We start from the raw sequence: 21,953 nt of genomic DNA, 5'->3' as shown, positions 1-21,953 counted from the left end.
CAGTTCGGACCATGGACGCCGAGCCGGCGTCAGGGGCGAACCAGCATGAGGCGGACATTCAGGCACATCAACAGACTTGACATTCACTGATACATCGCCAGATGTACACACTAGGCACACAGTATGTGCATGTGACAAGATCCATGAGGCCGTCAACCCCACCAGCGATCACCACGCGCTCCAGATGTGACTCACGGTCACATGAACTGGTTGTACTGCTCGCTCGCAATTAACTGGCGAATTTGGGCAGTCCGCAACGATTTGCGGCAACCCGCCAGAGCCGACCAGCACCTGCGATTCCGGTCCAGTTCACAGGAGATCCCATGCCTGACCTCACCAACTACCGCCACAACAGACTGCTCTCACGGCTTGCCGTTACGCTCATGACTGCAACCCTGATCGCCGCAACAGGCAGTGTCGCGTCAGCGGGCACCGACACATCGTCCAAGGCACCCGATGCCGACCAGATCACGAAGGCAGCCCGCGACGCAGCCCCGGCGCGCTCCCGCTCGTCCCTGGCATCCACATCACAGGCCGCGGTCTTCGGCATGTTCGCCATCGACGCCCAGGGCAATCTCTACTCCTACGCGCCCGACAACTCCCAGGTCCTCGCCTCCCGCGAGCTCCTCGCCACCGACTACGGCAACGTAAGGACAGCCAGTAGCGCCGACGACGACGGGGACGGCGTCGCCGACGACACCTGGATCTGGACGACTGACGGCGGCATGTCCAGTAGCTACGGATATGTCGGAGGAGGCTGGAACATCTACGACACCGTCTTCTCGCCGGGCAACCTCGGCGGCGCCCCCGGCTACGACGTGCTTGGCCGAGACTCATCCGGCGTCCTATGGCTGTACTTCGGATACGGCGACGGCACCCTCACCGCCCGCCGCAAGATCGGCGGCGGCTGGGACACATACACGCAGATCGCCGGCAAGGGCGACCTGACCGGAGACAACCGGCCCGACATCGTCGCCCGCGACACCTCCGGAGTCCTATGGCTCTACCAGGGCACCGGAGACCCCGCTGCCCCCTTCGCGGCACGTACGAAGATCGGGGCCGGCTGGAACGCCCACGACGCCCTGGTTGCCACAGGCGACATGGACCTCGACGGGAAAGCCGACCTCATCGCCCGCCAGCCCAACGGCGACCTCTACTTCTACAAAGGCACCGGAAATGCAGCGGATCCCTATGAGACGAAGCGGAAAGTCGGTCACAGCTACCAGACCTACCGCGTGATGTTCTCCTGATTGGGCTCCCTCCTTCCCGGCGGCGCAGGCGACGTTGCCACCGGAGGGACGATCATCAATGAATGTCTACGCTGCCTCTGATCCTCTTGCTGCCCGGAAGCCTACGGACTGGTTCGTCCAACGAGTCCGTGCTGCACACTGCGCAGGCCGTGGCCCCCTCGCAGGTGCGCACCGTCTTTTACGACGGCTTGGCGGAGCTTCCGCACTTCAACCCCGACGATGACACCGATCCGCTGCCGGCTCCTGTGGCCGAGTTGCGCGCGGCGATCAGCGAGGCGGCTGCGGTGTTGATCTGCACCCCGGAGTACGCGGGCACTCTGCCGGGTTCGTTCAAGAACCTGCTGGACTGGACGGTCGGCGGCACCGAGATCTGCGACAAGCCCGTGGCCTGGGTGAACGCGGCCGCCCCGGGCCGTGGGCAGGGCGCGGAGGCCACGCTTCGGACAGTACTCGGCTACACCGGCGCCGACATCGTGGAGTCGGCCTGCGCGAAGATTCCGGTGGCCCGTCAGATGGTCGGCGCGGACGGATGTATCGCCGATCCCGGGGTCCGCGACCAGCTCAGCAAGGTTCTTGGCCTGCTGGCCGGGTTTCACGGACGGACCTCAGAGCTCGACCAGGCATAGAGGCATGGGCTGCCGCTGTCGCAGCCAGAACAGTGCCTGCCAGCGCGTGAACAGCGAGATCGTCAGCCGCTCTGAAGGTCCTCCGCGACCTGCGCGGCCATGAGGCGTGCGGGTCCAAGGCGAGGGTCCTCCGGATGGGCATCAGGGGCCAAGATCTTCGCGCAGACAAACAAGGTCATCAGCTTGCCGTCCCGGCTCTCCAGATCGTGGCGCCGTTCGAGGCGGACGCGCTCGGCCAGAGCCGGAACGGCGAGGGAGTTGCCCCACAACGACGCGGCATCCAGCCCCTGAGGAGCCAGACCCCAGTCCTCCCAGTCGAACAGGCAGAAATCCGGTCCGGTCACGTTCGCCCAGTTGAGATCCGCATGGGCCGGCAGCCACCGTTCCACCGTTGCGTCGACACCACCGGGGAGAAAGCCGTCGATCGCCTCGGAGACACCCCGCTGCGTGATCATCACGGTGTCCGGAGTGGCGACACGCCTCGTGTGCTGCTTGGCCAGGGCATCCAGTGACCTATTGAACGCCTGCCACCACCTGTCCGTCAGCGCGGGGGCGGCGGCCAGAACACTGCTGCCGACGGGAGCACCGGGCAGAAGGTCCGTCTCATCGGCCCGCCACATCACGGCCTCCCCAGGCTGCCGCCACGCAGCACCTCGGTGCCACTGCGGCTTGGCCACTCCCTCCAGGAGGGCAGCGCATTCGGTGCCGTTCCAGCCCTGGCTACCGATCTTGTCGAAGCGGCGCCGCTCAACCCGCACCCACGTGCCACGGTCTGTACACGCCCCCAGCGACCGCCGCTTGCGCACCAGCGTCGCTCTGTCCAGCTGCGTTTGAAGAACACGCTCAACCTCGTCGAGCACGACATCAACCGGCTCAACTCGAAGATCAACCGATGTGCTGGCAGACACGGAAGACGACACTGGACCTCCTTGACGAGGAATCGAAACTAGCAAGAAACCCCGCCCTCTCACTGCTGAACGCCTTCCGTCGAAGACGTGGCCATGCTCCACGCGTTGACAAGCACTATGTGACTGTTTCTCGCCATTGGTCACCCTTCAAGCAAGTGCGGCTCGACACAGGTCAACCTCGGCAGGGCACGCTGGAGGCGGGTGTCGCCCGCAGGATGCCCCCGGCTGAGACTCGCCGCGCCTTCGAGAGGAACGGGAGGTGCTTTGCGGCGCTCGACGGCCGACTGCGTATCGAAAGATGCGGAAGCGCACCGGCATACGGGACCATCTAGGACTGATGGTCGGCGCGTGACCGCTGGCTGAGGTTTCACCGATCACTACTGAGGCAACGGACGACGAGATGGCTCGGGATTACGACAGTCAGCTACTGGAGTCGGTGACTGTACGCCGACGCAGGATGCGCGATGCCCTGTTGTTCGGCGCGCAGCGCGGGCGACGCACACAGGACGAGCGGCTCGGGAAGGTATTCGCGGGGATCGCCATCACGGCCGTGTTGTGCGCGGGGTGCATCGGGTGGTCGTTCCTCCAGCACACACTGGCACAGCAGAAGGCCGAGCAAGAAAAGCAGCAGCGTCAAGTGCAGCAGTACCAGCAGCCGACGAAGTCGGCCAAACCTTAGAAGTCCGCAGATTCGGAACGATTGTGCAGAATTCCTGGGAAGCGGAAGTTTGCTGCTGTCCGGATGGCCCGAGTGGTCTGAGCGTCGCGATGATAGGTTCCCGTAAGTGGTGAGTAGAGTAACGACTTCCCAGGCGCAATTGAGCCGAGTGACCTTGGTCGGCGAGCGACGCCGGTCCGACATCGTCCTGCTCTCCGACACACCCATCGGGCAACTGCTCCCGGACATTCTTCAGCTGCTGGGCGACCGGCCGATTTCGGGCCCGATGGCACGGCAGCTGATTACGTCCGACGGCTCTGTCCTGCCGCACGACAGCACGCTGGCCTCGGCCGGGATAGCCGACGGCGCCGTGCTCCGACTGGTCAGGGCACACTCTGCGCCGCCAGCCCCTGTCGTGCATGACGTCACCGACCAGGTGGCGGACGATCTCGACCTGCGGGCTTGGCGCTGGCGTCCCGCAGCGCGCCGGGCCACCGCGGGGGTGGCAACGGTCGCTTTCACCGTAGTCGCCGCCCTGCTCGCCCGCCGCGAGTTCGCACTCGACGCCCTGGTCGGCCCTCTCTCGGCCGTCACGCTCGTGCTCCTGGTGGCCGGTGTGCTCGTTGCCAAGGTCGGACGGGGGAACCGGGGACTGGCGACGGCGCTCCTCCTCGCCACAGGCGGGCTTGGGGTTCTCACCGCGTGGACAGCCGCCGATGCATACGGCTGGCCGGGCACCGCGCGGCTTGCCGCCGTAGCGGGCGTGCTGGTGCTGACCCTTGTGTTCCTCGGTTACTTCTCGCCGCTCGGCAAGGGCGGGCTCGTCGGTGCCGTGATCACAGCCACGATCACCGTCGTGTGGGAGGTGGTCGCTGCCGTGCAGAGCGAACCGGCCCGGCTTGGCGCTGTCATGGCCGTGTTCTCTTTGGTGCTGCTCGGCGTGCTACCGCGGCTCGCTCTCATGGCGTCGGGGCTGACCGCGCTTGACGACCGCCGTTCGGGAGGGGTGTCTGTCAGCCGTCACCAGGTGCGTACCGCGCTGGCCGCGACGCACCGCGGCCTCGCCCTGTCGACGACCGTCACGACGGTTTCGGCAACCGCCGCCGGCTGGCTGCTTACCCTGGCCGAGAAGCCGACCGTATGGACGGTAGTGCTGGCGTCGCTCGTCATCGTGGTGCTGCTGTCGAGGGCACGGGCTTTCCCGCTGGCTGCTGAGGTCGTGGCACTTTTCGCCGCCGCGTCGTGTCTCGTCGTGCGCCTGGTGATGGTGTGGATGGAGCATGCCGGGGGCGCCGGACCGCTCGCCGTGCTGTGTGCGGCTGCGGTGCTGCCGCTGCTGGTTTTGGCGGTGGAGCTGCCTGAGCATGTACGGGTGCGGCTGCGGCGCGTGGCTGATCTGGTCGAATCGATTGGCATGGTGGGGCTCTTCCCGCTCACCTTTGGTGTGTTCGGTGTGTACGGGCAGCTGCTCAACCAGTTCTGAGCCGATGTGCAGGCGCTGCGGATGGGCAGCAGGTGGGGGTGAAGGGCAGGCATGCCAAGCGGACACGGATGGCAGGGTGAGGTGCTGCGCGACGTGAAAGGCAGTTCCCAGCAGGGTGCACAGGGCCCCAGCGGGCACCCCTACGGGGCTCCCGCGCCAGGTCTCGGCATTCCTGGGCAGAATGCCCCAGTGTCGGGCGCCGACCAGGGGGGCGGTGCGCTCCCGCAGGCCGGATATCAGTACCAGGGACAGACGCAGCAGGCACCGGCCGCGCACACCCCTGCCCCGCAGAAGAACCACATTGCTCCCGGCTCCCGGCCCGTAGTGGATGAGGTCCTGGCCGGCGCGTTCCGGCACAAGCCGCTGCATGGCGAGTCCCTCGCCGCGCGTGCCGCACGGGCTCTGCGCCGTACGCTCTCCTCGTCGGCCGCGCATGAGGTCGCTGAGGTCACCCGGACCGCGGAGGTGCTTCAGCAGCCTGTGACGACCGGCCGTCAGATCGCCGTGACGTCCATCCGGGGCGGATCCGGCAAGTCGACCGTCGCCGCGCTGCTGGGCACCACGTACGCCCATCACCGGCAGGATCCGGTCCTGTTTCTTGAGGCCGATCCGGCGCTCGGCTCGCTGCCGCTGCGGCTCGGTGCCCAGACGCTGCGCTGGACAACCAGCGATGTCGCAGACATCGTCAAGCCGGACATGTCGCTGCTCGACGTCACCGGCTATCTCGTTCAGCTTCCCGACAATGCCTGGCTGCTGCCCGCGAGCCAGGGCCAGATCGGGGTGATGCTGGACAGCCGGGCATATGAGAGGGCCGTGGTCGCATTGCGCCGCTACTTCGGTGTGATGGTCGTCGACTGCGAGACCTTGCCCGCCGAGGTAGCGCGGGTCGCGCTCGCCGCCGCCCACGGCCGCGTTCTGACCACACCCGCCACGCCGGAGGGCATCACCAGCACGTATGCGGTGCTCCAGTGGATGCAGGGGCTGCCCCAGCATGTGATTGCCAGCACGGTCGTTGTGCTCACCGAATTGATGCAACGCCCCGGCGTCGACCTCGACGAAGCCGCACAGAAGCTCAGGTCCACAGGGGTAAGCGTCCAGGTGCTGCCGTATGACCGGCACCTGGCAGCTGGCGGCCCGGTCCGGACCGAACTGCTCGCTGCCCCGACCAGGAGGGCTGCCACGTGCCTTGCCGCAGAGGTCTTCCAGCTCTCCCAGCAGCACCACTGACCGAAAGTGCCGAGCCCGACCGTGAATGACGGACGACGATGAGTACCCGACTGATCCACCGCCCGGCCAGAACCACCAGGCCCTCGGCCGCCTCCGAGGCACGCATCATCGAGGCCCCGCCCAACCTTCCCGAGGGGAAGGCGGGCAACATCGCGATGTCGCTGCTGCCAGTTGCCGGTGTCATGTCGTCGGTGGTGATGATGACGGTGGTGCGCAACAGCCAGTTCGCTGCACTCGGCGCGATTATCCTCGTGGTCACCGTCATCGGCTCGGTCGCGCTGGTCTTCTCGCAGCGCGGCAAGGCCCAGCGCACCCGGCGCACCCAGCGAGAGGCGTATCTGGCCTACCTGGAGGACCTGCGCGAAGAGCTGGCTGCCGAGGAGCGCGAGCGGCGGGGGCGCGCCGAGGTTCTCAACCCGCCACCGGCCGCTCTGTACGACGTCGTGCGTGATCCGGCCCGTCTGTGGGAGCGCCGCCGCACCGACGGCGACTTCCTGCGTACGCGTGTCGGCGCCGGCGAGATGCCCGTGCGGGACTTGAAGATCGCGGAGCAGGGCTCGTCGGTGCTCACCCCGCCCGACCGTTTCATGCTCAATGAGGCATCCGCGCTGAGGGGCCGCTTCCGCACCGGCACCGAACTGCCCCTCACTGTCCCGCTCGACCGTGTCGGCAATGTCAGCGTCATCGGCCCCCGCGAGGACTGCCTCCAAGTTGCGCGTGCCCTGCTCGTCCAGGCCGCCGCCCTGCACGCCCCCGACGACGTGGCGGTGGCGCTGGCGGTGCCCGGGGACCGGCTCGCGGACTGGGAGTGGGCCAAGTGGATGCCGCACATGCTCGACGGCGAGCAGTTCGACGGCCCCGTCGCCGCTCGCCGTATCGCGCCTTCCACACCTCAGCTCGCCCGGCAGCTCGGCCCTGAGCTGCGCCGCCGCGCCTCGTACGCGGCTGAGGTGCGCCGTGGGCTGTCCGGCAAAGACGCGCTGTCCATGACGTCCCGGCTGCTCGTCGTCGCCGACGGACACGGCCAGGACGCGGTCGACCTTCCGCGTCCCGACGAGGCGGTCGGCCTGCGCGACATGGGCGTCACCGTCGTGCACCTGCTGGAGCAGCGGGTCGAGGAACCGGGCGATGTCAGCGTGCGGATCACCGTCGACGGCGACCAGGTGGTCATCGAAGATCTCCGCGGGCAGGAGCCGGTCAGCGCCCACGGCACCGTGGACGAGGTCAGCATCCCGTTCGCCGACGGCCTGGCCCGGATGCTGGCACCACTACGCCTGTCCGCCGAGTCGCTCGCCGACGCCCCCCTGACCGGGCCGGTCGACTTCGCCGACCTGCTCGGCATCGGCGACGTAGCGCACCTCGACCTCTCGCACCTGTGGGCACCGCGCGGCGAACGCGCCTTCCTGCGCGTGCCCATCGGCATCAACGACTCCCACGAGCCGGTTCTGCTGGACCTGAAGGAGTCCTCCGAGCTCGGCATGGGCCCACACGGACTGTGCGTCGGAGCCACCGGCTCGGGGAAGTCGGAACTGCTGCGCACCATCGTCCTCGCTCTGGTGGCCACGCACCCGCCGGAGGACCTGGCCCTGGTCTTGGTCGACTACAAGGGCGGTGCGACTTTCGCGCCCTTCGCGGACCTGCCGCATGTGGCCGGTGTCGTCACCAACCTGGAGAACCAGGCCGGCCTGGTCGAACGCGTCCACGCCTCGCTCGCCGGCGAGGTCAAGCGCCGCCAGCAGGTCCTCAAGGACGCGGGGAACATCGCCGACATCGGCCACTACGCTGCGCTGCGCGCCAGTCAGCGGCCCGACCTGGAGGCGCTGCCGCATCTGTTTGTCGTCATCGACGAGTTCGGTGAACTGCTCACCGCCAAGCCGGACTTCATCGACCTGTTTTTGTCCATCGGCCGCATCGGCCGCTCGATCGGGGTGCATCTGCTGCTGTCCAGTCAGCGCATTGAAGGCGGCCATCTCAAGGGCCTGGACACCTACCTGTCCTACCGGCTGGGCCTGCGGACCTTCTCCGCCGACGAATCCCGCACCGTCCTGGACACCACCGACGCCTTCCACCTCCCGCCGCTGCCGGGATTCGGTTACCTCAAGGTCGACACCAGCCACTACGAGCGTTTCAAGGCAAGCTACGTCTCCGGCGCCTACCACGGCCCCGTCCAGCGCGAGGACGAAGAAGACACCGGACCCCTCGCCCTGCCCTACGACACCTACAACACCGCGGCAGGAGCAGAGAATCCGGACGCCCAGGAGCCGGCGGTGCGGCGCCGCGAAACGGGGCCGACCGAGCTGGGCGTCATGGTCGGGCAACTGACCAACGCCGCCGGGCCGGTGCGCCGTATCTGGCTGCCCCCGCTACCCGACGCCCTCGCTCTGGACACAGTGGCCGGGCCGCTGGACGTCGGTGCACGCGGCACGCAGCTCAAGGGGCGCCGTCGCCCGCTTGAGGTACCCCTGGGTCTGCTGGACGACCCGGCCAAGCAGTGGCAGGGCCAGTGGTACCTGGACCTGACGGTGGCAGGTGGGCACGCCGCCGTCATCGGCGGCCCGCAGTCCGGCAAGACCACGCTGCTGCGTACCCTCGTCCTGTCTCTCGCGCTGACCCATACCCCACGCGAGGTCGGCATCTACGGCCTTGACCTGGTCGGCGGCGGCATGCAGGCGCTATCGGGTCTGCCGCACGTCGGCGGCATCGCGGGCCGCGTCGACCGCGAGCGCGCAGCCCGAACCGTCGAAGAAGTCCGGACCATGCTTGCGGCCCGGGAGGACCTCTTCCGCGAGCACAGCATCGACTCCCTCTCGCAGCTGCGCGATCTGCACGCTGCGGGGCGGCTGCCTCAGCTGGCCTCCGCCGAGATCGTGCTCGTCATCGACGGCTTCGGTGCACTGCGCGACGACTTCGAGGAGCTGGACGACGCTGTCGCGGACATCCTCAAACGCGGCGGCGGGTACGGCATCCACGTGGTGGCGGGCATGCTCCGCTGGAACGACGCACGCATCGCCGTCCAGTCGAACTTCGGCACTCGCATCGAGCTGCGGCTGAACGACCCCAGCGAATCCTGCATCGACCACAAACTGGCAGCGACCCTCTCACCCGACGAGCCGGGCCGCGTCCTGACCGATGGCAAACTCTTCGCGCAGGTCGCCCTGCCCCGCACCGACGGACTCACCGATGCCGCCGACGTGGGCACCGTCCTGGAACGATCGGCCCGGACGATCCGCGCCACCTGGAGCGGCGAGGTGGCCCAGCCAGTGCGGGTGCTGCCGCACATCCTGGAGCCCAACCTCCTGCCGGGCCCGGTCGCCGAACCTCATCGAGTACCGATCGGCCTCGACCAAACGGCCCTCCGGCCTGTTCTGCTCGACCTGTTCCAGCATGACCAGCACCTGCTGGTCATGGGCGACAGCGAATGCGGCAAGACGAACCTGCTGAAGACCATCGCCGACGGGCTCATCGAGCGGTACAGCGAAGACGAGCTGGTCTTCGCCATCATGGACCCCAGGCGGAGCTTGCGCGGCGCGATCCCTGAGGAGTTCAACGGCGGCTACGCCTACAACGCCAAACTGTGCGCAGGCCTCGCCAACGGTATCGCCGACGTATTGGACAAGCGGCTGCCCGACGACAGCGCACGCCTCGAGGACTTTCAGCCCGGCAACTGGGGCGGCGGCCCGCGCATCGTCGTCCTCGTCGACGACTACGACGTGCTCACCACCGCCGGCCAGGAACCCCTCGCGGCGTTCCTGCCCTATATCCCTTCCGCAGTGGACATCGGCCTCCACTTCGTCCTGACCCGCCGCGTCGCAGGCGCCTCACGCGGAATCTACGAACCCCTCGTACAGGGCCTGCGCGAATCGGGATCCGCAGCACTCCTCATGGCAGGCGACCGCAGCGAAGGCCAGCTCTTCCCCGGCGTCTACGCCTCCCAGCAGCCACCAGGCCGCGGCGTCCTCATCCGCAGAGGCCAGCCCAACCGCCTGATCCAGACCGTCTACACCCACCAGTGACACAGGACAGCTATCCCGCACACGCGGGCCACACGAGACGCATAGCAGCCATGCCACGAACGACGAAGAACCGGACGAGAACATGACCAAGGACGTCATCGCCCTCACCCAGCGCATGCCCGACCCGTGGACCATGCTCGCGGGCCTGCTCTCCGGAGGCCCCGACAACCTGGTGGACACCACAGGCGAAGGCGCCATCATGCGCCTGTGCGACAGTGAGAGCCGACCGCTCGTCTCCGTCGAAGCCCCTCTGCTCGTACAAGTAGCCGGCGAGGCCGAGCGGCTGCTCGGAGCCACCCCACCACCGGTTCCGTACTGGTGGACCGAAGCGCGCGCCACCAGTGGCGTCGAACACGCCGAGCACCTCGCGGGCACCTTCGCCGCTCGGCTCGCCGCCCTGGCCGACGGCTCCGCCTGGCCGCCGGAGGCCGCGCGCTCCGTTGCCGTGGTGAAGACCGACGGGGTGAGCGTGGCGCCCACGCCCGCATCCGCGCAGCCCGCCGTTGATGTCCTCACCGACAAGGTCGCCGTCGTCATCCAGGACCGCCCAGTGATCGCCATGACCGCCTGGCTGTCCAACGCCCTGCAGACCGCCGCAAGCGCCGAGCTGGGTCTGCAGATCGTCACCCCACCGGGAACCACGCTCTCCCCGGCCGTATGCGACAGCCTCAGCAACTGGCCCTCCCGCTGGGTCGTACGCGACGAACAGGACGGCTACTACGACGGCCTGACCGGAGCCGTCCTGCGATGGCAGGAGGGAATGTTCGCCCCCGTAGCGGCGGCTGAGGCGACCGACGACGACCCGCACACCCCGGTGGCCGCCTCCTACCAGGACGTCACGAACACCAGCGAACGCCAGCTGGCCATCACGTTCCGCACGGTCCACCCCGCAGACGACCGCCTGGTCCTCGGCGGCGCGCTGGAATCGATCTGGCGTGAACTCACCGGCGAACCCCCGGCCGGATGGGGAACCGCCGAACCCGCCAACCTCCCCTGGTCCCCACGCCAGATCACCGACCTCGCCCGCGAAAGGGCGCCCGAGCCGACGTGGTTCGTGGTGGTCGGCAACCCGGACCAGCCTGGCCTGGCCACGGTACGTGTCAGCCGGACAAAGGCAGGCGTGGAGGAGCACATCACGCTGGCCTTCGGCTACGGCACCCAGGAGGAGCCGCCGGTAGATGCCTTGCCCCGGGCCGCTGAGCTGCTCGCCACCCGCCACCACCTGCAGTCGATGCTCATCCAGCTCCGCAAAGCCCGCCGCGACCTGGCGGTGCCGCCCCACTTCGAGGGCCCCGGGGTCCCGCTCGCTTTCGTGCTCGGCGCGGAGGAGGTCCGTCAGATGCCTGGCGACCGTGCCCGACACACCCCGCTGTCCCAGCAGCCCGTCCCCCTCGGCTCGAAGGCCCGCCCCGCGCTGTACTACCCACTGCCGGGCGACCCGTCTGACCTATCGGGCTGGCAGGACTTCGAACGCCTGATGCGGCATCTGAAAGACGTGTGAGACCGCCAGCCGACCGTCCCGCGGGCGGCGCCGCTGCGGGCAGCGGCGGGTCGGATGAATGACTCGCGCGGCGAGAACCACCAAGCTGGGCCCCGGCCACCCACAGTGACCACTTTCATGGCCAGTTGACTCTCCGGCAGGTGGCCGTAAAGCGGGGAGATCCGACTGGGGCGCCGACACTCAACTCGGGCTGCGGCTCAGCTGAGGGCACGATCACGGCGCCATGGTCTCAGAGGACGTCGTCTTCGTCGTCCGGGGTAGCTTCCCGCGCGTAGTGGAGGTCGAGTACGTAGCTCTCGGAGGTGGGGTTGTTCCGCCAGACATCTTCGAGGGCATCCGGATCGGGGTGTTCAGCTAGCTCAGCCAGAGTGCGGTCGTAGTAGTCGCGGGTGGCATGGCGCCCGGTCCACCAGGCGGTGCCCTCGTAGACGCCAGGACGAGGCAAATCCATGGTTCCGGCAGGGCCGAAGGTGAGCTGGTTGACAACCAGGCAGGCGGTGGCGGACTCAATGGTCACAGAAGTGCTGCCTTCGCAGTGGGCAGGGGGCGTCTGCGGCTCGTCCCAGATGCGGATGATGACGTCGACCCCGATGACGGGTTGCAGGCTGTGGAGATACAGGTGATAGCCGTTGCCGGCTACCACCTGCTCCCGTGACGCCTCAAGTGCGGCGCTGTCTTGGAGGTACGCGTCGGCGTCGTAGACCTCTACGAGGCAGCGGTCTGGTTCTGCTGTCACGGTGTACTCGGCGAGCAGCGCCACAGTGCCGTCCTTGGTTCAGCTGGTGATGGTTACGAAGAAGGGGTCACCATCGAGGATTCTGTTGGCCGTATACATGAGGTTGAGTCGGTTGCCGCCGGTCTCGTTGTCCTTGCCGTCGATGAGACGGACAGAGTAGCGGTCGTCACCCTTGGTCGATCCCTCGCGAGTTGAAGCGAAGGGGTACTCATCACACTGCAGGGGCGTCCCAGAGTAGTCCCCCCATACCTTGTTGCACTCTTTGATCGATTTCTCCCTGTTGGCCTTTTGCTTCTCAGTATCGACGAGACGGTGCAGTGGCTCTGTGGCTCCGGGAACGCTCTTACCCGCCCAGGACGGGAACGTGCGCTCCGGATGCTTTTGAGCGTCCAGTATGTGCTGCGCACTTTCCTTTACGGCGGGGTCCTTGAGGCTCAGCGTGAGTTCCGCGCGGCCTTCAGTGAAGACCGTGCCTTTGTGTTTACCCGCGGTTGGGCCTGCATAGTCGAAGCGCACGTTGGAGTGGTAGGAATCAACCTGCTTGTAGGGATTGACGTCCGGAGCGTTTACGGTGAGCTCGGCCATCACCAGTGAAGTTGCCAGTTGCAGATTTCCTTTGCTCCACTGGGGTCCAGAGTCAGGCGAGGTGTACGTCAGTGTCCAGTGTGCCTTCTTGTCCCAGGCTCCGAGAAGTTCGTCACGGCTTTCCTGCTTCGGGCCGTTGACCACACTGGAAGGATCGGCAGGAGGTCCTGAGGTGTGGCTGAAGTACTGGCCTACCATCCAGTTCCGTGCATCAGCCCCGGATCCGGGCGCAGTTTGAACCCGTATGTTCTCGATACTGCTGACGTAGTCGACGCGCCTGGCCCCGTCGGTGGCGAAGCCCAGCACCCACATGTCGAACCAGAGCCGCCCAATCTCTTGAGTGCCTTTGGTGTCGCGCAGAACAAGGTCGTAGGGGCGCTTTTGGCAGGTTTCGAACCGGCTCTTCAGCCAGCCCTTCGAGGCTGCTGCTTCCTTGTGCTTGGCACACTGCTGCCGTAGGTCCGATGCTTCGTCGACGGCTGTTACAGAACTTCTGGCTGCCTTCGCTGGAGACGGCGAGGAAGTTTGGTCCGGCCGGTAGTCCCCCAGCGAAATTGGACTGTTGAGCTCGCGTAGCGCCTGAGCAGGCAACGTCGATGCTGGCACGAATCCCCCCGCCTTGGCGGGAAGGGCTCGGCTGGGAACCGTGGCCCCAGAGGCGTGGGCGGCAGGGGCACCGGCCAGGAGGAGAGCGCCGGCTAGGAGGAGAAGACCTGTCTTTCGCGTGATGGATAGGGGGTGAGTCATCGTCGAGGCTCCCGCAGTATGGGCCTGGGAAATTGCTGACCAAGAGGTCGTATCGGCGTGGCGTCGGGCAGGCCTGTCATACGTCGCACATCTGCCCCCAGCACGCCTCGATCAGCTGTCCAGTCGTGGCGGAGTAGGAAGCCCGGAAACCGTTGAATCGTGCGTCGTGGCGCCCAAGACCGGGCGTCGCCTCGGCGGAGGTCACTGTCCACATGCTCGGGGTATCCGTGCCCGCAGCGAAGCCAGTACTCATAGAGGGGCTGACGACTGAAACCTTGTCAGGCGCCACGGCGAAGTCCGCCGCCGCCCGCTCGCGGACATCTTCGCCGCTGACCGAGGCGGTCGGCCCCGGCGTTTCGGGAGCCGCGCTCTGCAAGGCTTCCGCGTTGCACAGCCGGGCACCAGCGACGCATTCGGACAGACCAGGAACCGTGGCCAGGCATCCATCAGGGTCATTCAGCAGGCATTGCCGTAGCGCCTGTTGGTCAACTCCATTGAAAGACTTTGGGGTTTCAGGTCGCTGCGCGGAGGCCGAAGGGCGAAGGGCCGGGGGAGCAAATGCGTGGACGGGAGCCACCGTTGATGCCTTGCGTGGCTTGCCAGCGGTCCACTGGGTGAAAGATGTACCCCCGGTCATCTTCGCTGTGAAGCAGTAGGGCGGCTTTCTCGCGCTTCCGCACGTGCCCAGAGAGATGACCTGTGCGGTGTTCTCCGAGGCCACCTGATGCCATGCCTTGTCTTCGCTCATGAACTGCATACGGCTGGCGATAGCAGGGACGTCGGCGTACTGGGGTCCCATCACCTCCAGCCCGAGGTCAATCCGATTGGGATTCCCCCGCGGGACCTTCAACTGGTGCCCAGTACTGCCCACCTTATTGAAGTCATACAGAATGTCCCATTGGTCACCCTTGTCCTGGCGTACAACCATGTACGTGTGGTTGCGTCGGTCCGCCTTCGCCGGATTCACGCCGAGCGTGATGGCTCTCGTCACACCGCCCTGATTGCTTATCTCACTCCAGCGGGGCCCGTATGCCTGAGTCGCCTTCCCGGTCTTCTCCGCGTACAGGCCTACCTCGATATTAGGCGCGATCGGAGAGTTTTCGGTGTTGGGCGACACCCTCATATAGTTCGCAACCTGCACGGTGGTCTGAGGCGTGTCGACCTTGTCGAAGTTGACTGGCTCGTTCCGCCAGGTAGCGAACCCGCCGATCATCGGTTCCCCGGGCTGACTGCACGTCATGGCCCAGAACACGATCTGGGCAGAGTATGCGGTGCTGCATGACTTCGTTGGCGGATACGCCAAGGCTGGCCCAGCGGACACGGGCACCAGTCCCAGCGCCCCGGCAGTCACCGCCAGCACCCCGCGACGTATTCGTAATCGCACTCTGATACCCCCTATTGGTGATCTTCGAACGGCATGAACATACCAATATATCGAGCTGTATGGCCGTACAGTTTGAGAAATGACTTGAAGTCGTCATACACCGGACAGGAGGCATGGCCTGTACGTGCGTCCCTACCTACCGGCCGTCGAAACAGCGGAGCGGTGAACAGGCAAGAGGTAGCTACCGGGGCGGAGCAATGTGCTCAAGCTAAGGCTTGTCCCGCTATTGGGGGCTAGGTGAGGCATCGGGCATGACTTGGTAGGGTTCTCCGCATTTGGGCGGCCTGGATGTGTTGAGGGCCTCAGATCTCATGGAGGCCGGGCGGTGCGGTTCGTCTGCCGGAACTTTGGACTGTCGGATCTGCCGAAACGCGGACTCACCCCACAGGAGGCTCCCCTGGCGGTGCTTCTCCTCGACATCGAGGCAGAGCTCTCCATCTGGGAGCAGGGGCAGGTGGTGTGGTCCGAGGAGGCGTTCCCCGTGGCAGAGCTGGCGTACCACCTGGCGCTCTGGCTTGAGAGTCCGGCTGCCGGCCATGAGGACTTCGAGCTCGACTCGATGCAGGCGGAGGAGGGGCTGATTCGCATCGTGAACTCCGATGGCGGCTGGCAGGTCGGCTCCATCTTCACGCCGGACTTCTGGACTTCCCCCGTCCCCTGGGATGTCTTGGTGGCGACGATCAAGCAGTTCGACCGCTCCGTGCGAGAGGGAGTCGCTGCGATGGGCATCGATCCCGCCTTCATCCCGGAGCCCTGACGGCCGTTCCCTCCCGGTTGCCCGTAGTGGGATGATCACGGTGTGTCTCTGGTGTGATCACGGCGTCGGAACCGTCCTGGATAGCGCCGTTTACCGGATTGAACCCGCGCTGTTTCCGCAAGCTCGTGACTGGTCTGCGCCGCAAGGGCGCGGGCGCTGTCCGGCGCTGCCGGCCATGGGGTCTTCCGCTGGAGGACCGTGTCCTGCTGGTCGCGACGTACTGGCGCACCAACCTGACGCTGCGCCAACTCGCTCCGCTGTTTGGTGTCTCGAAATCCGCGGCCGATCGCATCATTGACCACCTCGGCCCCCTTCTCGCGCTCCGGTCACGGCGCCGGTTCCGCAAGGATGCCGTCCTCATTGTGGACGGGACCCTGGTCCCCACCCGTGATCACGCGGTGGCCGAGCAGTCGAAGAACTACCGCTACTCCACCAACCATCAGGTCGTCATCGACGCCGACACCCGTCTCGTGGTCACGGTCGGCCGGCCCCTCCCCGGCAACCGCAACGACTGCAAGGCGTGGGAGCTTTCCGGGGTGAAAGCCGCCGTCGGCCACACGACAGTGATCGCCGACGGTGGCTACCGCGGCACCGGGCTGCTCATCCCGCACCGTCGCGAGCCCGGCCTTAGCGAACTCCCGGACTGGAAGGCGGAGCACAACCGCTTGCACCGCAAGGTCCGCGCCCGCGTCTAGCACACCTTCGCCCGGATGAAGGGGTGGAAGATTCTGCGCGACTGCCGCTCAGGGGCGACGGCGTTCACCACGCGATGCTCGGTATTGCCCACCTCCACAACCTCGCCCTCGCCGGGTAGACCGCGGACGCCCAGCCACAGAGGCCATCCGACCCGCCTAATCGATCACCGCGGGACAAGCCTTAGCCAGCAGCTTTGAGCCATTGTCACACCCTGGTCATAGGATCGGGTTTGTGAATTGCACCGGCCATGCCCCGGTTGATAGGCATGGCCGTACATACGATTGTCAAGTCTGACGGGGGGAGCCCGATGAAGTTCGACATGGGGGCGCAGACGCTCTCGACGCTGAGGTCGCAGTCGCAGGGGTCGAGTACGGAGCTGGGGACGCTGATCCGCCAGCTCGTGCAGGCGGCCCAGCCGCTGGAGGGCAAGTTCAACGGTGCGGGCAAGGCGGCGTTCGATTCGTTCAAGTCGCGTGCGGATGAGATCACGGCGGCGTTGAACAGTGCGCTGGCGGCGATTGTGGGCGGTCAGTCGGGCATGGAGTCGGCCTTCGGCTCGGGCGTCCAGGAGCAGGCGGACAACGCGCGGTCGCAGATGTCGGCGGCGAACTTCGACGCGGCCCGTTTCTCGGGCCGCTGACCGCCCGAGAAGCGACAGAAGTACTCAGATCTCAGCGGGGAGTGGTTTGTGATGGCTGCTGGCATGGACCGGCGTTCGTACGACACGGGCGCCTCGGCGGAGGCGCAGGGCAATGTACAGGCGGTGATCGGCCGTCTGGAGCAGGTGATCGCGGCGCGTGATGCGCAGGTGAAGGCGGCGATGGCGGACTTCGCGGCGGATGGTGTCGCGGAGGAGTACCACGGCAAGGAAATGCGGTGGAACCGTGCGTCGCAGGAGGTCCGGAGCATCATCCAGTTGCTGAAGACGACGCTGGAGAAGAACGACGCGACCGCGCACCAGACGCTGGCGCGCGCGAAGTCCGCGGTCGACAACATCGGCTGAACGAGCCCTGGCGCATCGGCAGGAGAAGTAATCCGGTCGCAGTGCGCCATGGGGCTGTCGGGGGTGACGGCGCCCGCACAGGTCGTAGCGCCGGTGTGACAGAGAGGTATGCAGGGGGCGTTCATGGCGTCGTGGGACATTCAGCCGCAGGGTGTGCAGGGCCAGTTGAAGGTCGTCGGCACACACTCCGAGGACCTGGGGAAAGCCCTGACCGCGCTGCTTGCGGATATGCAGGAGGCGGCTTCGGCGGCGGGGACGGCGGTGCCGGGCTCGCAGGCCGTGATGATGCGTCCGCAGGGGCCGGCGGTAGTGCCGCAGCAGGCTCCGTTGTGGGCGAAGCAGCAGTCGACGGGCCCGGTCGCCGCGGCGCTGGCCGAGTACGCGACGCAGCGCAAGAAGAACCTCAAGGCGATGGCCGATCGCTGCCAGGCCGCCGTCCTGGGCGCGGCCAAAGCCACCAATGAATACGTCCAGGGCGATCTGGAAGCGGCGAAGAACGCCCAGAACGCTGCCTCGGCCGTGCAGGTGGATGCGCTGAAGGACTTCGGGGGGAAGAGATGAATAACGCGCCGGTCGACCCGGCCGAGGTGCCGGTCTTCACCGGCAATCTGGACGTTCTCGAAACCAAGATCAAGGCCATCTCCAGCGGCGGCTCCAAGGTGGAGACCGCCGGGTCGGACGTCCACAAGTCCTTCGGCGGGCTGTCCGCCTTCTACAAGGCGCCCGAGGCGGAGCAGCTGTTCGGCGTCACCCAACCGGTGGCGGACACCGCGCATGACCTGAGCCGGGACGCGCACACCATCGCCGGGGCTCTGGGTACCTACGCCCGTGAGGTCAGGCCGCTGGTCAAGCAGCTTGAGCAGCTCAAGGCCGATGCCGCCGCTTTCCGCGACAAGGTCGACGGCGATGACAAATGGCGCGAGGACGGCGACCTGACCGACGAGAACCTGAGTCGCCGCAACAAGATCGCCGAGGTGTGGACCGCGTTCCAGGCAGCTGAACGCGACTGCCACGCCACGATCGTCGCCCTCGTGGGCGGCAAGGCCCTCACAGTCAACGACGGCTCCAACAAGCAGGGCATGTACGGCTATGACGCCGAAGCCCTCAAGCAGTCCAAGAGCCTGCCCTGGGGCGACGCGGTCGAGGAGTCCGTTCCCTGGTGGCAGGTGTGGGAGCACGCCTACGACTTCGGCAAGGGCGTCATCGTCGACGGTGTCTGGGGCACCATCAAGGGGCTGGGCACCCTCATCGGCTTCGACGGCGCGGACGCCGCCGGCCAGGCATGGAAGGGTCTGGCCCAGCTCGCCACCGGGGTTGCGATCACCACCCTCCCCTTGGGGCTGGGTGCTGCGTTCTGGGCGGCGCCGGAGGACAAACTTCCCTCCTGGCTGCGGGAATCGCGTACGGCCATGAAGGAGACCGGCAAGGCGCTCGTGGCCTGGGACCAGTGGGGATCGAACCCCTCCCGGGCCGCCGGCGCCGTCACCTTCAATGTCCTGACCGCCATCGTCACTCGTGGCGGCGGCGCCGCCATCTCGGGCGCGGGCAAGGCCGGCACCGTGGCCAAGGTCGTGTCCGTCGCCGGCAAGGTCGGCCATGCCATCGACCCGATGACGTATGTCTTCAAGGGCGCAGGCGCGGGCCTGTCGAAGATCGGCGACCTGGTGGCCCACCTCAAGAACACCGGCCACGCGGAGGTCCCGAAGATCTCCGATGGTGCATATAGCCCGCCGGAGGGCTCCGTCGAGCTGCCGGACGGCACCGTTCAGCTGCCCAAGGACACCCCTATTCCCGAAGGGGCGACCAGGCTCCCCAACGGCAATGTCAAACTGCCCGATGGCACGGTCACCTTCCCGCCGAACACGTTGAAGGACCCCTTCACCGGAAAGTACATGCATGCTGGAGGCGACCTCTACAACAAGGACGGCAGCCTCTTCCAGCGTGCCGAAGACGCCACCAAGGAGAAGCCCGCCCCAACTGCCACGGGAGCGGACAACCCACGCATCGAGACACCGGCCCCCCAGAAACAGCCTGCCCTAGCCAGCGTCGGCGGACGCGGCGACGACATCACACGCGTCGGCTCGGACATCTCCGATCCGGTCCGCACCAGTGACAACGCAGGCCACGGAAGCACCGGGCCAGGCGACAACACCCCCACGGGCCGCGTTGGTGACCACGGCACCCCGGGTGGCAGCGCAGGCGACCACATGCCCACCAACAGCCACACCCCGGGCGGTGGGACCGCGCCCCACGCGTCGGGCGCTGGAGGGCTGGACAACTCCACGAGCGGCGCGGGTCACACCGCCGAAACGGGTGGCACGCGCAGCGGCGGCCACGGCTCCGGCGACGGTCCGCCCATCCCGCATCAGGGCGACGGCCCCGTAGGCACCGGTACCGGACACGATGTGGCCGGCAGCAGCTCCGCCCACGCCGATTCTCCGGGGGCCGGTAACGACACGCACGCCCCGGCGGGCGACAGTCCGTCGCCACAGCGCGATCCTGCGGCGCGTCCCAGCTTCATGCGCGAGGGCGACAACCCGTACGGTCCGCGTGGTTCCCTCACCCGGGAGCAGATCGAGGAGATCCAGGTCTACCGTGCCAACCATGAACCCGGGTACTTCAAGGACTACTACAAGGGTGGCGAACACCTCGGCGACCGTAAGAACCTGGAACTCACGGACGAGAGCGGGTTCACTCCGCCTCAGCTGACCCGGCTGTCGGATGATGGTCCGTTGGTCCGCGTCAAGGACACTCCCGAGCCTCCCAAGCCCCACTTCCTCGACCCCCATTACCTGAAGGAGGGCGCGGACACAGTCACGGACAGCGGTAGGCGCCAGAAGCTGGAAGAATCCGCACGGAACCGTCACTTCGCTATCGAGTGGGACAAAATCGCGGAGTCCTTGAAGAAGGATGCCGCCCAGGCTCACAAAACGCACGGAACCTTCGAGACCGGCGGGCTCTGGGGAGAGAACAAGGGGCTCTACAAGGAAGCCCACACCGCGATGGGCAAGGAGACTGAAGCCTTCGGTGAAACCGTGGCCGAGCACCACTACATCGCCGAGCATCACGAGGGCGCTGTTCGCCAACCACTCGACGGCCCTGCGAACGGCAATGACCAGTTCGACCAGGTCTGGAAGCGTAAGGACGGCGGGTACGTCGTCGTCGAGGCCAAGAGCAGTGTGGACACGAAGCTGGGTGCTCGAAATCTGCCCAACGGAAAGCGTGTGTCCCAGGGATCCCAGGAATATTTCTTCGACATTATTCGAGAAATGAAAAAGCGCGGCGAACACAATATCGCAGAAAGGCGTCTCGCGCGAAATCTCGAAAAGGCGCTCAAGTCAGGCAAGCTAGAATACGTCGTCGTCAAGGGGGAGAAGAATTCCGGGATATATACTGGCTACCAGTACCGGCGATTCGACATCACCAAAAGGAGCCTTCCGTGACCGTCACAGTTGACCGGCATGGCACGCCAGGGCCCAACGCCGCGGAGTGGGCAGAGGAACTGGGCCAGGACCTGATCGAGGACATCGATGAACTCGACGAGTCCTCGGAGATGATCAACTCCACGTTCAATACCGCTCTTCTGCACCTGCAGGCCCGCTGCACCGTCGATCCACGAGCAGCCGAGCTGGAGACGTGGGAGGCGGTCGTCAACGCCATGCAGCTGGGCTCGGCGATGTTCGCCGCGGCAGGCGTGAGCGAGGGCACCATCCAGTGCCGTATCAACCGGGAGCTGCGCAATATCCCTGCACTCGGCCCGAGTTCGTTCGCTGACGCGGGTAACTGGCTGACGTCATTCTGGCTCGCGGTCGTCTGCCGGGACCAGAAACGAATGACGGAGCTGTGCGAGATCCCGCTCGACCGCCTCCGTTCGCCCGAGGGCGCCTACGACGAATACATCTATCACTGGGTGGACGTCCTGCAGACGTACTGGTTGCAGCGGCCGGGGCTGGTGGACAAGCTCATCGCCGCGCTTGAGACATCGCACCCGGACGCGGTTTCGGTCACTCCCCGGGATCTGCTGCAGGCCGTGCTCTACCCGCCAATCAACCTCTTCCACCGCTTCGTCACCAAAGACGAGCAGGGCTTCAACCAGGCATTGCTGGAGGCGCTGGAGCTCCACAAGGCGTACTGGACTGCCAACGAGGACCGGGCAAAGGACCCCGACGGTCGCATCGCTCTGGGCCCTCTTGCCATTGCCTGCCTGGCCTACGACGGGGGGATCCCAATCGAGGTCGAGTCGGAGTACCTGCCCAAGCATCTCCTGCAGCGCGGTTGGTTCGGCGAGTTCCCCACGTGAGGCACCTGCATAGTGGTCAAGTCCGTCTCCTCTCCCAGCGAGCCACTCAACCGCGCCTGGCGAGGCGATCTCTGAGCCG

17 protein-coding genes and 1 pseudogene are annotated in these 21,953 nt (G+C 66.4%); 14 read left to right on the top strand and 4 right to left on the bottom strand.

Translation table 11 applies throughout. From position 1 onward, the window contains the following. Positions 1-383: 383 nt before the first annotated feature. Together ACFY12_RS25670 and ACFY12_RS25665 are read left to right on the top strand one after the other, a co-directional pair. Entirely contained in the window at positions 384-1,250 is an 867-nt protein-coding gene (locus ACFY12_RS25670; protein ID WP_390718252.1) for an FG-GAP repeat domain-containing protein, read from the top strand. 62 nt (positions 1,251-1,312) lie between these two features. Further along, on the top strand, positions 1,313-1,876 hold the full coding sequence (locus ACFY12_RS25665) for an NADPH-dependent FMN reductase (protein ID WP_390718251.1): 564 nt from the start codon (positions 1,313-1,315) through the stop codon (positions 1,874-1,876). 62 nt (positions 1,877-1,938) lie between these two features. Here the strand turns inward: ACFY12_RS25665 and ACFY12_RS25660 are convergent, their stop codons facing one another. Continuing rightward, on the bottom strand, positions 1,939-2,796 hold the full coding sequence (locus ACFY12_RS25660) for a hypothetical protein (RefSeq protein WP_390718250.1): 858 nt from the start codon (positions 2,794-2,796) through the stop codon (positions 1,939-1,941). 388 nt (positions 2,797-3,184) lie between these two features. Here ACFY12_RS25660 and ACFY12_RS25655 point away from each other — a divergent pair, with 388 nt between their 5' ends. The 5 genes from ACFY12_RS25655 to ACFY12_RS25635 all read left to right on the top strand — a co-directional run bounded on the left by ACFY12_RS25655 (position 3,185) and on the right by ACFY12_RS25635 (position 11,666). Continuing rightward, positions 3,185-3,463 carry a hypothetical protein gene (locus ACFY12_RS25655; RefSeq protein WP_390718249.1) on the top strand — a complete coding sequence of 93 codons (279 nt, stop codon included), beginning with the start codon at positions 3,185-3,187 and terminating at the stop codon, positions 3,461-3,463. 106 nt (positions 3,464-3,569) lie between these two features. After that, the gene (gene eccD / locus ACFY12_RS25650) at positions 3,570-4,925 is read left to right on the top strand and encodes a type VII secretion integral membrane protein EccD (RefSeq protein WP_390718248.1); all 1,356 of its coding nucleotides are present in this window, start codon (positions 3,570-3,572) and stop codon (positions 4,923-4,925) included. A 51-nt stretch (positions 4,926-4,976) separates the two neighbouring features. Beyond that, positions 4,977-6,152 carry a MinD/ParA family protein gene (locus ACFY12_RS25645; protein WP_390718247.1) on the top strand — a complete coding sequence of 392 codons (1,176 nt, stop codon included), beginning with the start codon at positions 4,977-4,979 and terminating at the stop codon, positions 6,150-6,152. Between the two features lie 38 nt (positions 6,153-6,190). Further along, a complete protein-coding gene (eccCa, locus tag ACFY12_RS25640; protein WP_390718246.1) occupies positions 6,191-10,165 on the top strand; it encodes a type VII secretion protein EccCa in 3,975 nt (1,324 codons plus the stop codon). 82 nt (positions 10,166-10,247) lie between these two features. Next, entirely contained in the window at positions 10,248-11,666 is a 1,419-nt protein-coding gene (locus ACFY12_RS25635) for a DUF6177 family protein (protein WP_390718245.1), read from the top strand. 229 nt (positions 11,667-11,895) lie between these two features. Here ACFY12_RS25635 and ACFY12_RS25630 read toward each other — a convergent pair whose 3' ends face one another. From ACFY12_RS25630 to ACFY12_RS25620, 3 genes are all read right to left on the bottom strand, one after another. After that, the gene (locus tag ACFY12_RS25630; RefSeq protein WP_390718244.1) at positions 11,896-12,426 is read right to left on the bottom strand and encodes a hypothetical protein; all 531 of its coding nucleotides are present in this window, start codon (positions 12,424-12,426) and stop codon (positions 11,896-11,898) included. Positions 12,427-12,441: 15 nt separating this feature from the next. Continuing rightward, on the bottom strand, positions 12,442-13,593 hold the full coding sequence (locus ACFY12_RS25625; RefSeq protein ID WP_390718243.1) for a NucA/NucB deoxyribonuclease domain-containing protein: 1,152 nt from the start codon (positions 13,591-13,593) through the stop codon (positions 12,442-12,444). 217 nt (positions 13,594-13,810) lie between these two features. Next, positions 13,811-14,947: a hypothetical protein gene (locus ACFY12_RS25620; protein ID WP_390718242.1), complete on the bottom strand. Its 1,137-nt coding sequence runs from the start codon at positions 14,945-14,947 to the stop codon at positions 13,811-13,813. Positions 14,948-15,443: 496 nt separating this feature from the next. Between ACFY12_RS25620 and ACFY12_RS25615 the strand changes: the two genes are divergently transcribed. The 7 genes and pseudogenes from ACFY12_RS25615 to ACFY12_RS25585 all read left to right on the top strand — a co-directional run bounded on the left by ACFY12_RS25615 (position 15,444) and on the right by ACFY12_RS25585 (position 21,874). Continuing rightward, a complete protein-coding gene (locus ACFY12_RS25615) occupies positions 15,444-15,875 on the top strand; it encodes a hypothetical protein (protein ID WP_390718241.1) in 432 nt (143 codons plus the stop codon). A gap of 53 nt (positions 15,876-15,928) precedes the next feature. Beyond that, a pseudogene (locus ACFY12_RS25610) lies at positions 15,929-16,689 on the top strand (transposase). A 189-nt stretch (positions 16,690-16,878) separates the two neighbouring features. Continuing rightward, positions 16,879-17,211: a hypothetical protein gene (locus ACFY12_RS25605; protein WP_390718240.1), complete on the top strand. Its 333-nt coding sequence runs from the start codon at positions 16,879-16,881 to the stop codon at positions 17,209-17,211. Between the two features lie 51 nt (positions 17,212-17,262). Further along, on the top strand, positions 17,263-17,574 hold the full coding sequence (locus ACFY12_RS25600) for a pore-forming ESAT-6 family protein (protein ID WP_390714810.1): 312 nt from the start codon (positions 17,263-17,265) through the stop codon (positions 17,572-17,574). 123 nt (positions 17,575-17,697) lie between these two features. Further along, positions 17,698-18,135 (top strand): DUF6507 family protein, encoded by a 438-nt coding sequence (locus tag ACFY12_RS25595; RefSeq protein ID WP_390718239.1) that lies wholly within the window; start codon positions 17,698-17,700, stop codon positions 18,133-18,135. Then, positions 18,132-21,017: a hypothetical protein gene (locus tag ACFY12_RS25590; RefSeq protein WP_390718238.1), complete on the top strand. Its 2,886-nt coding sequence runs from the start codon at positions 18,132-18,134 to the stop codon at positions 21,015-21,017. Before ACFY12_RS25595 ends, ACFY12_RS25590 begins: the two co-directional genes overlap by 4 nt. After that, on the top strand, positions 21,014-21,874 hold the full coding sequence (locus ACFY12_RS25585; protein ID WP_390718237.1) for an immunity 49 family protein: 861 nt from the start codon (positions 21,014-21,016) through the stop codon (positions 21,872-21,874). Before ACFY12_RS25590 ends, ACFY12_RS25585 begins: the two co-directional genes overlap by 4 nt. Positions 21,875-21,953: the final 79 nt, after the last annotated feature.

It is taken from the genome of Streptomyces sp. NPDC001339, assembly GCF_042895955.1.
GTDB lineage: Bacteria > Actinomycetota > Actinomycetes > Streptomycetales > Streptomycetaceae > Streptomyces.
Note: the sequence above shows the minus strand (reverse complement) of the source record. Positions and strands in the feature narration are given on the sequence as shown.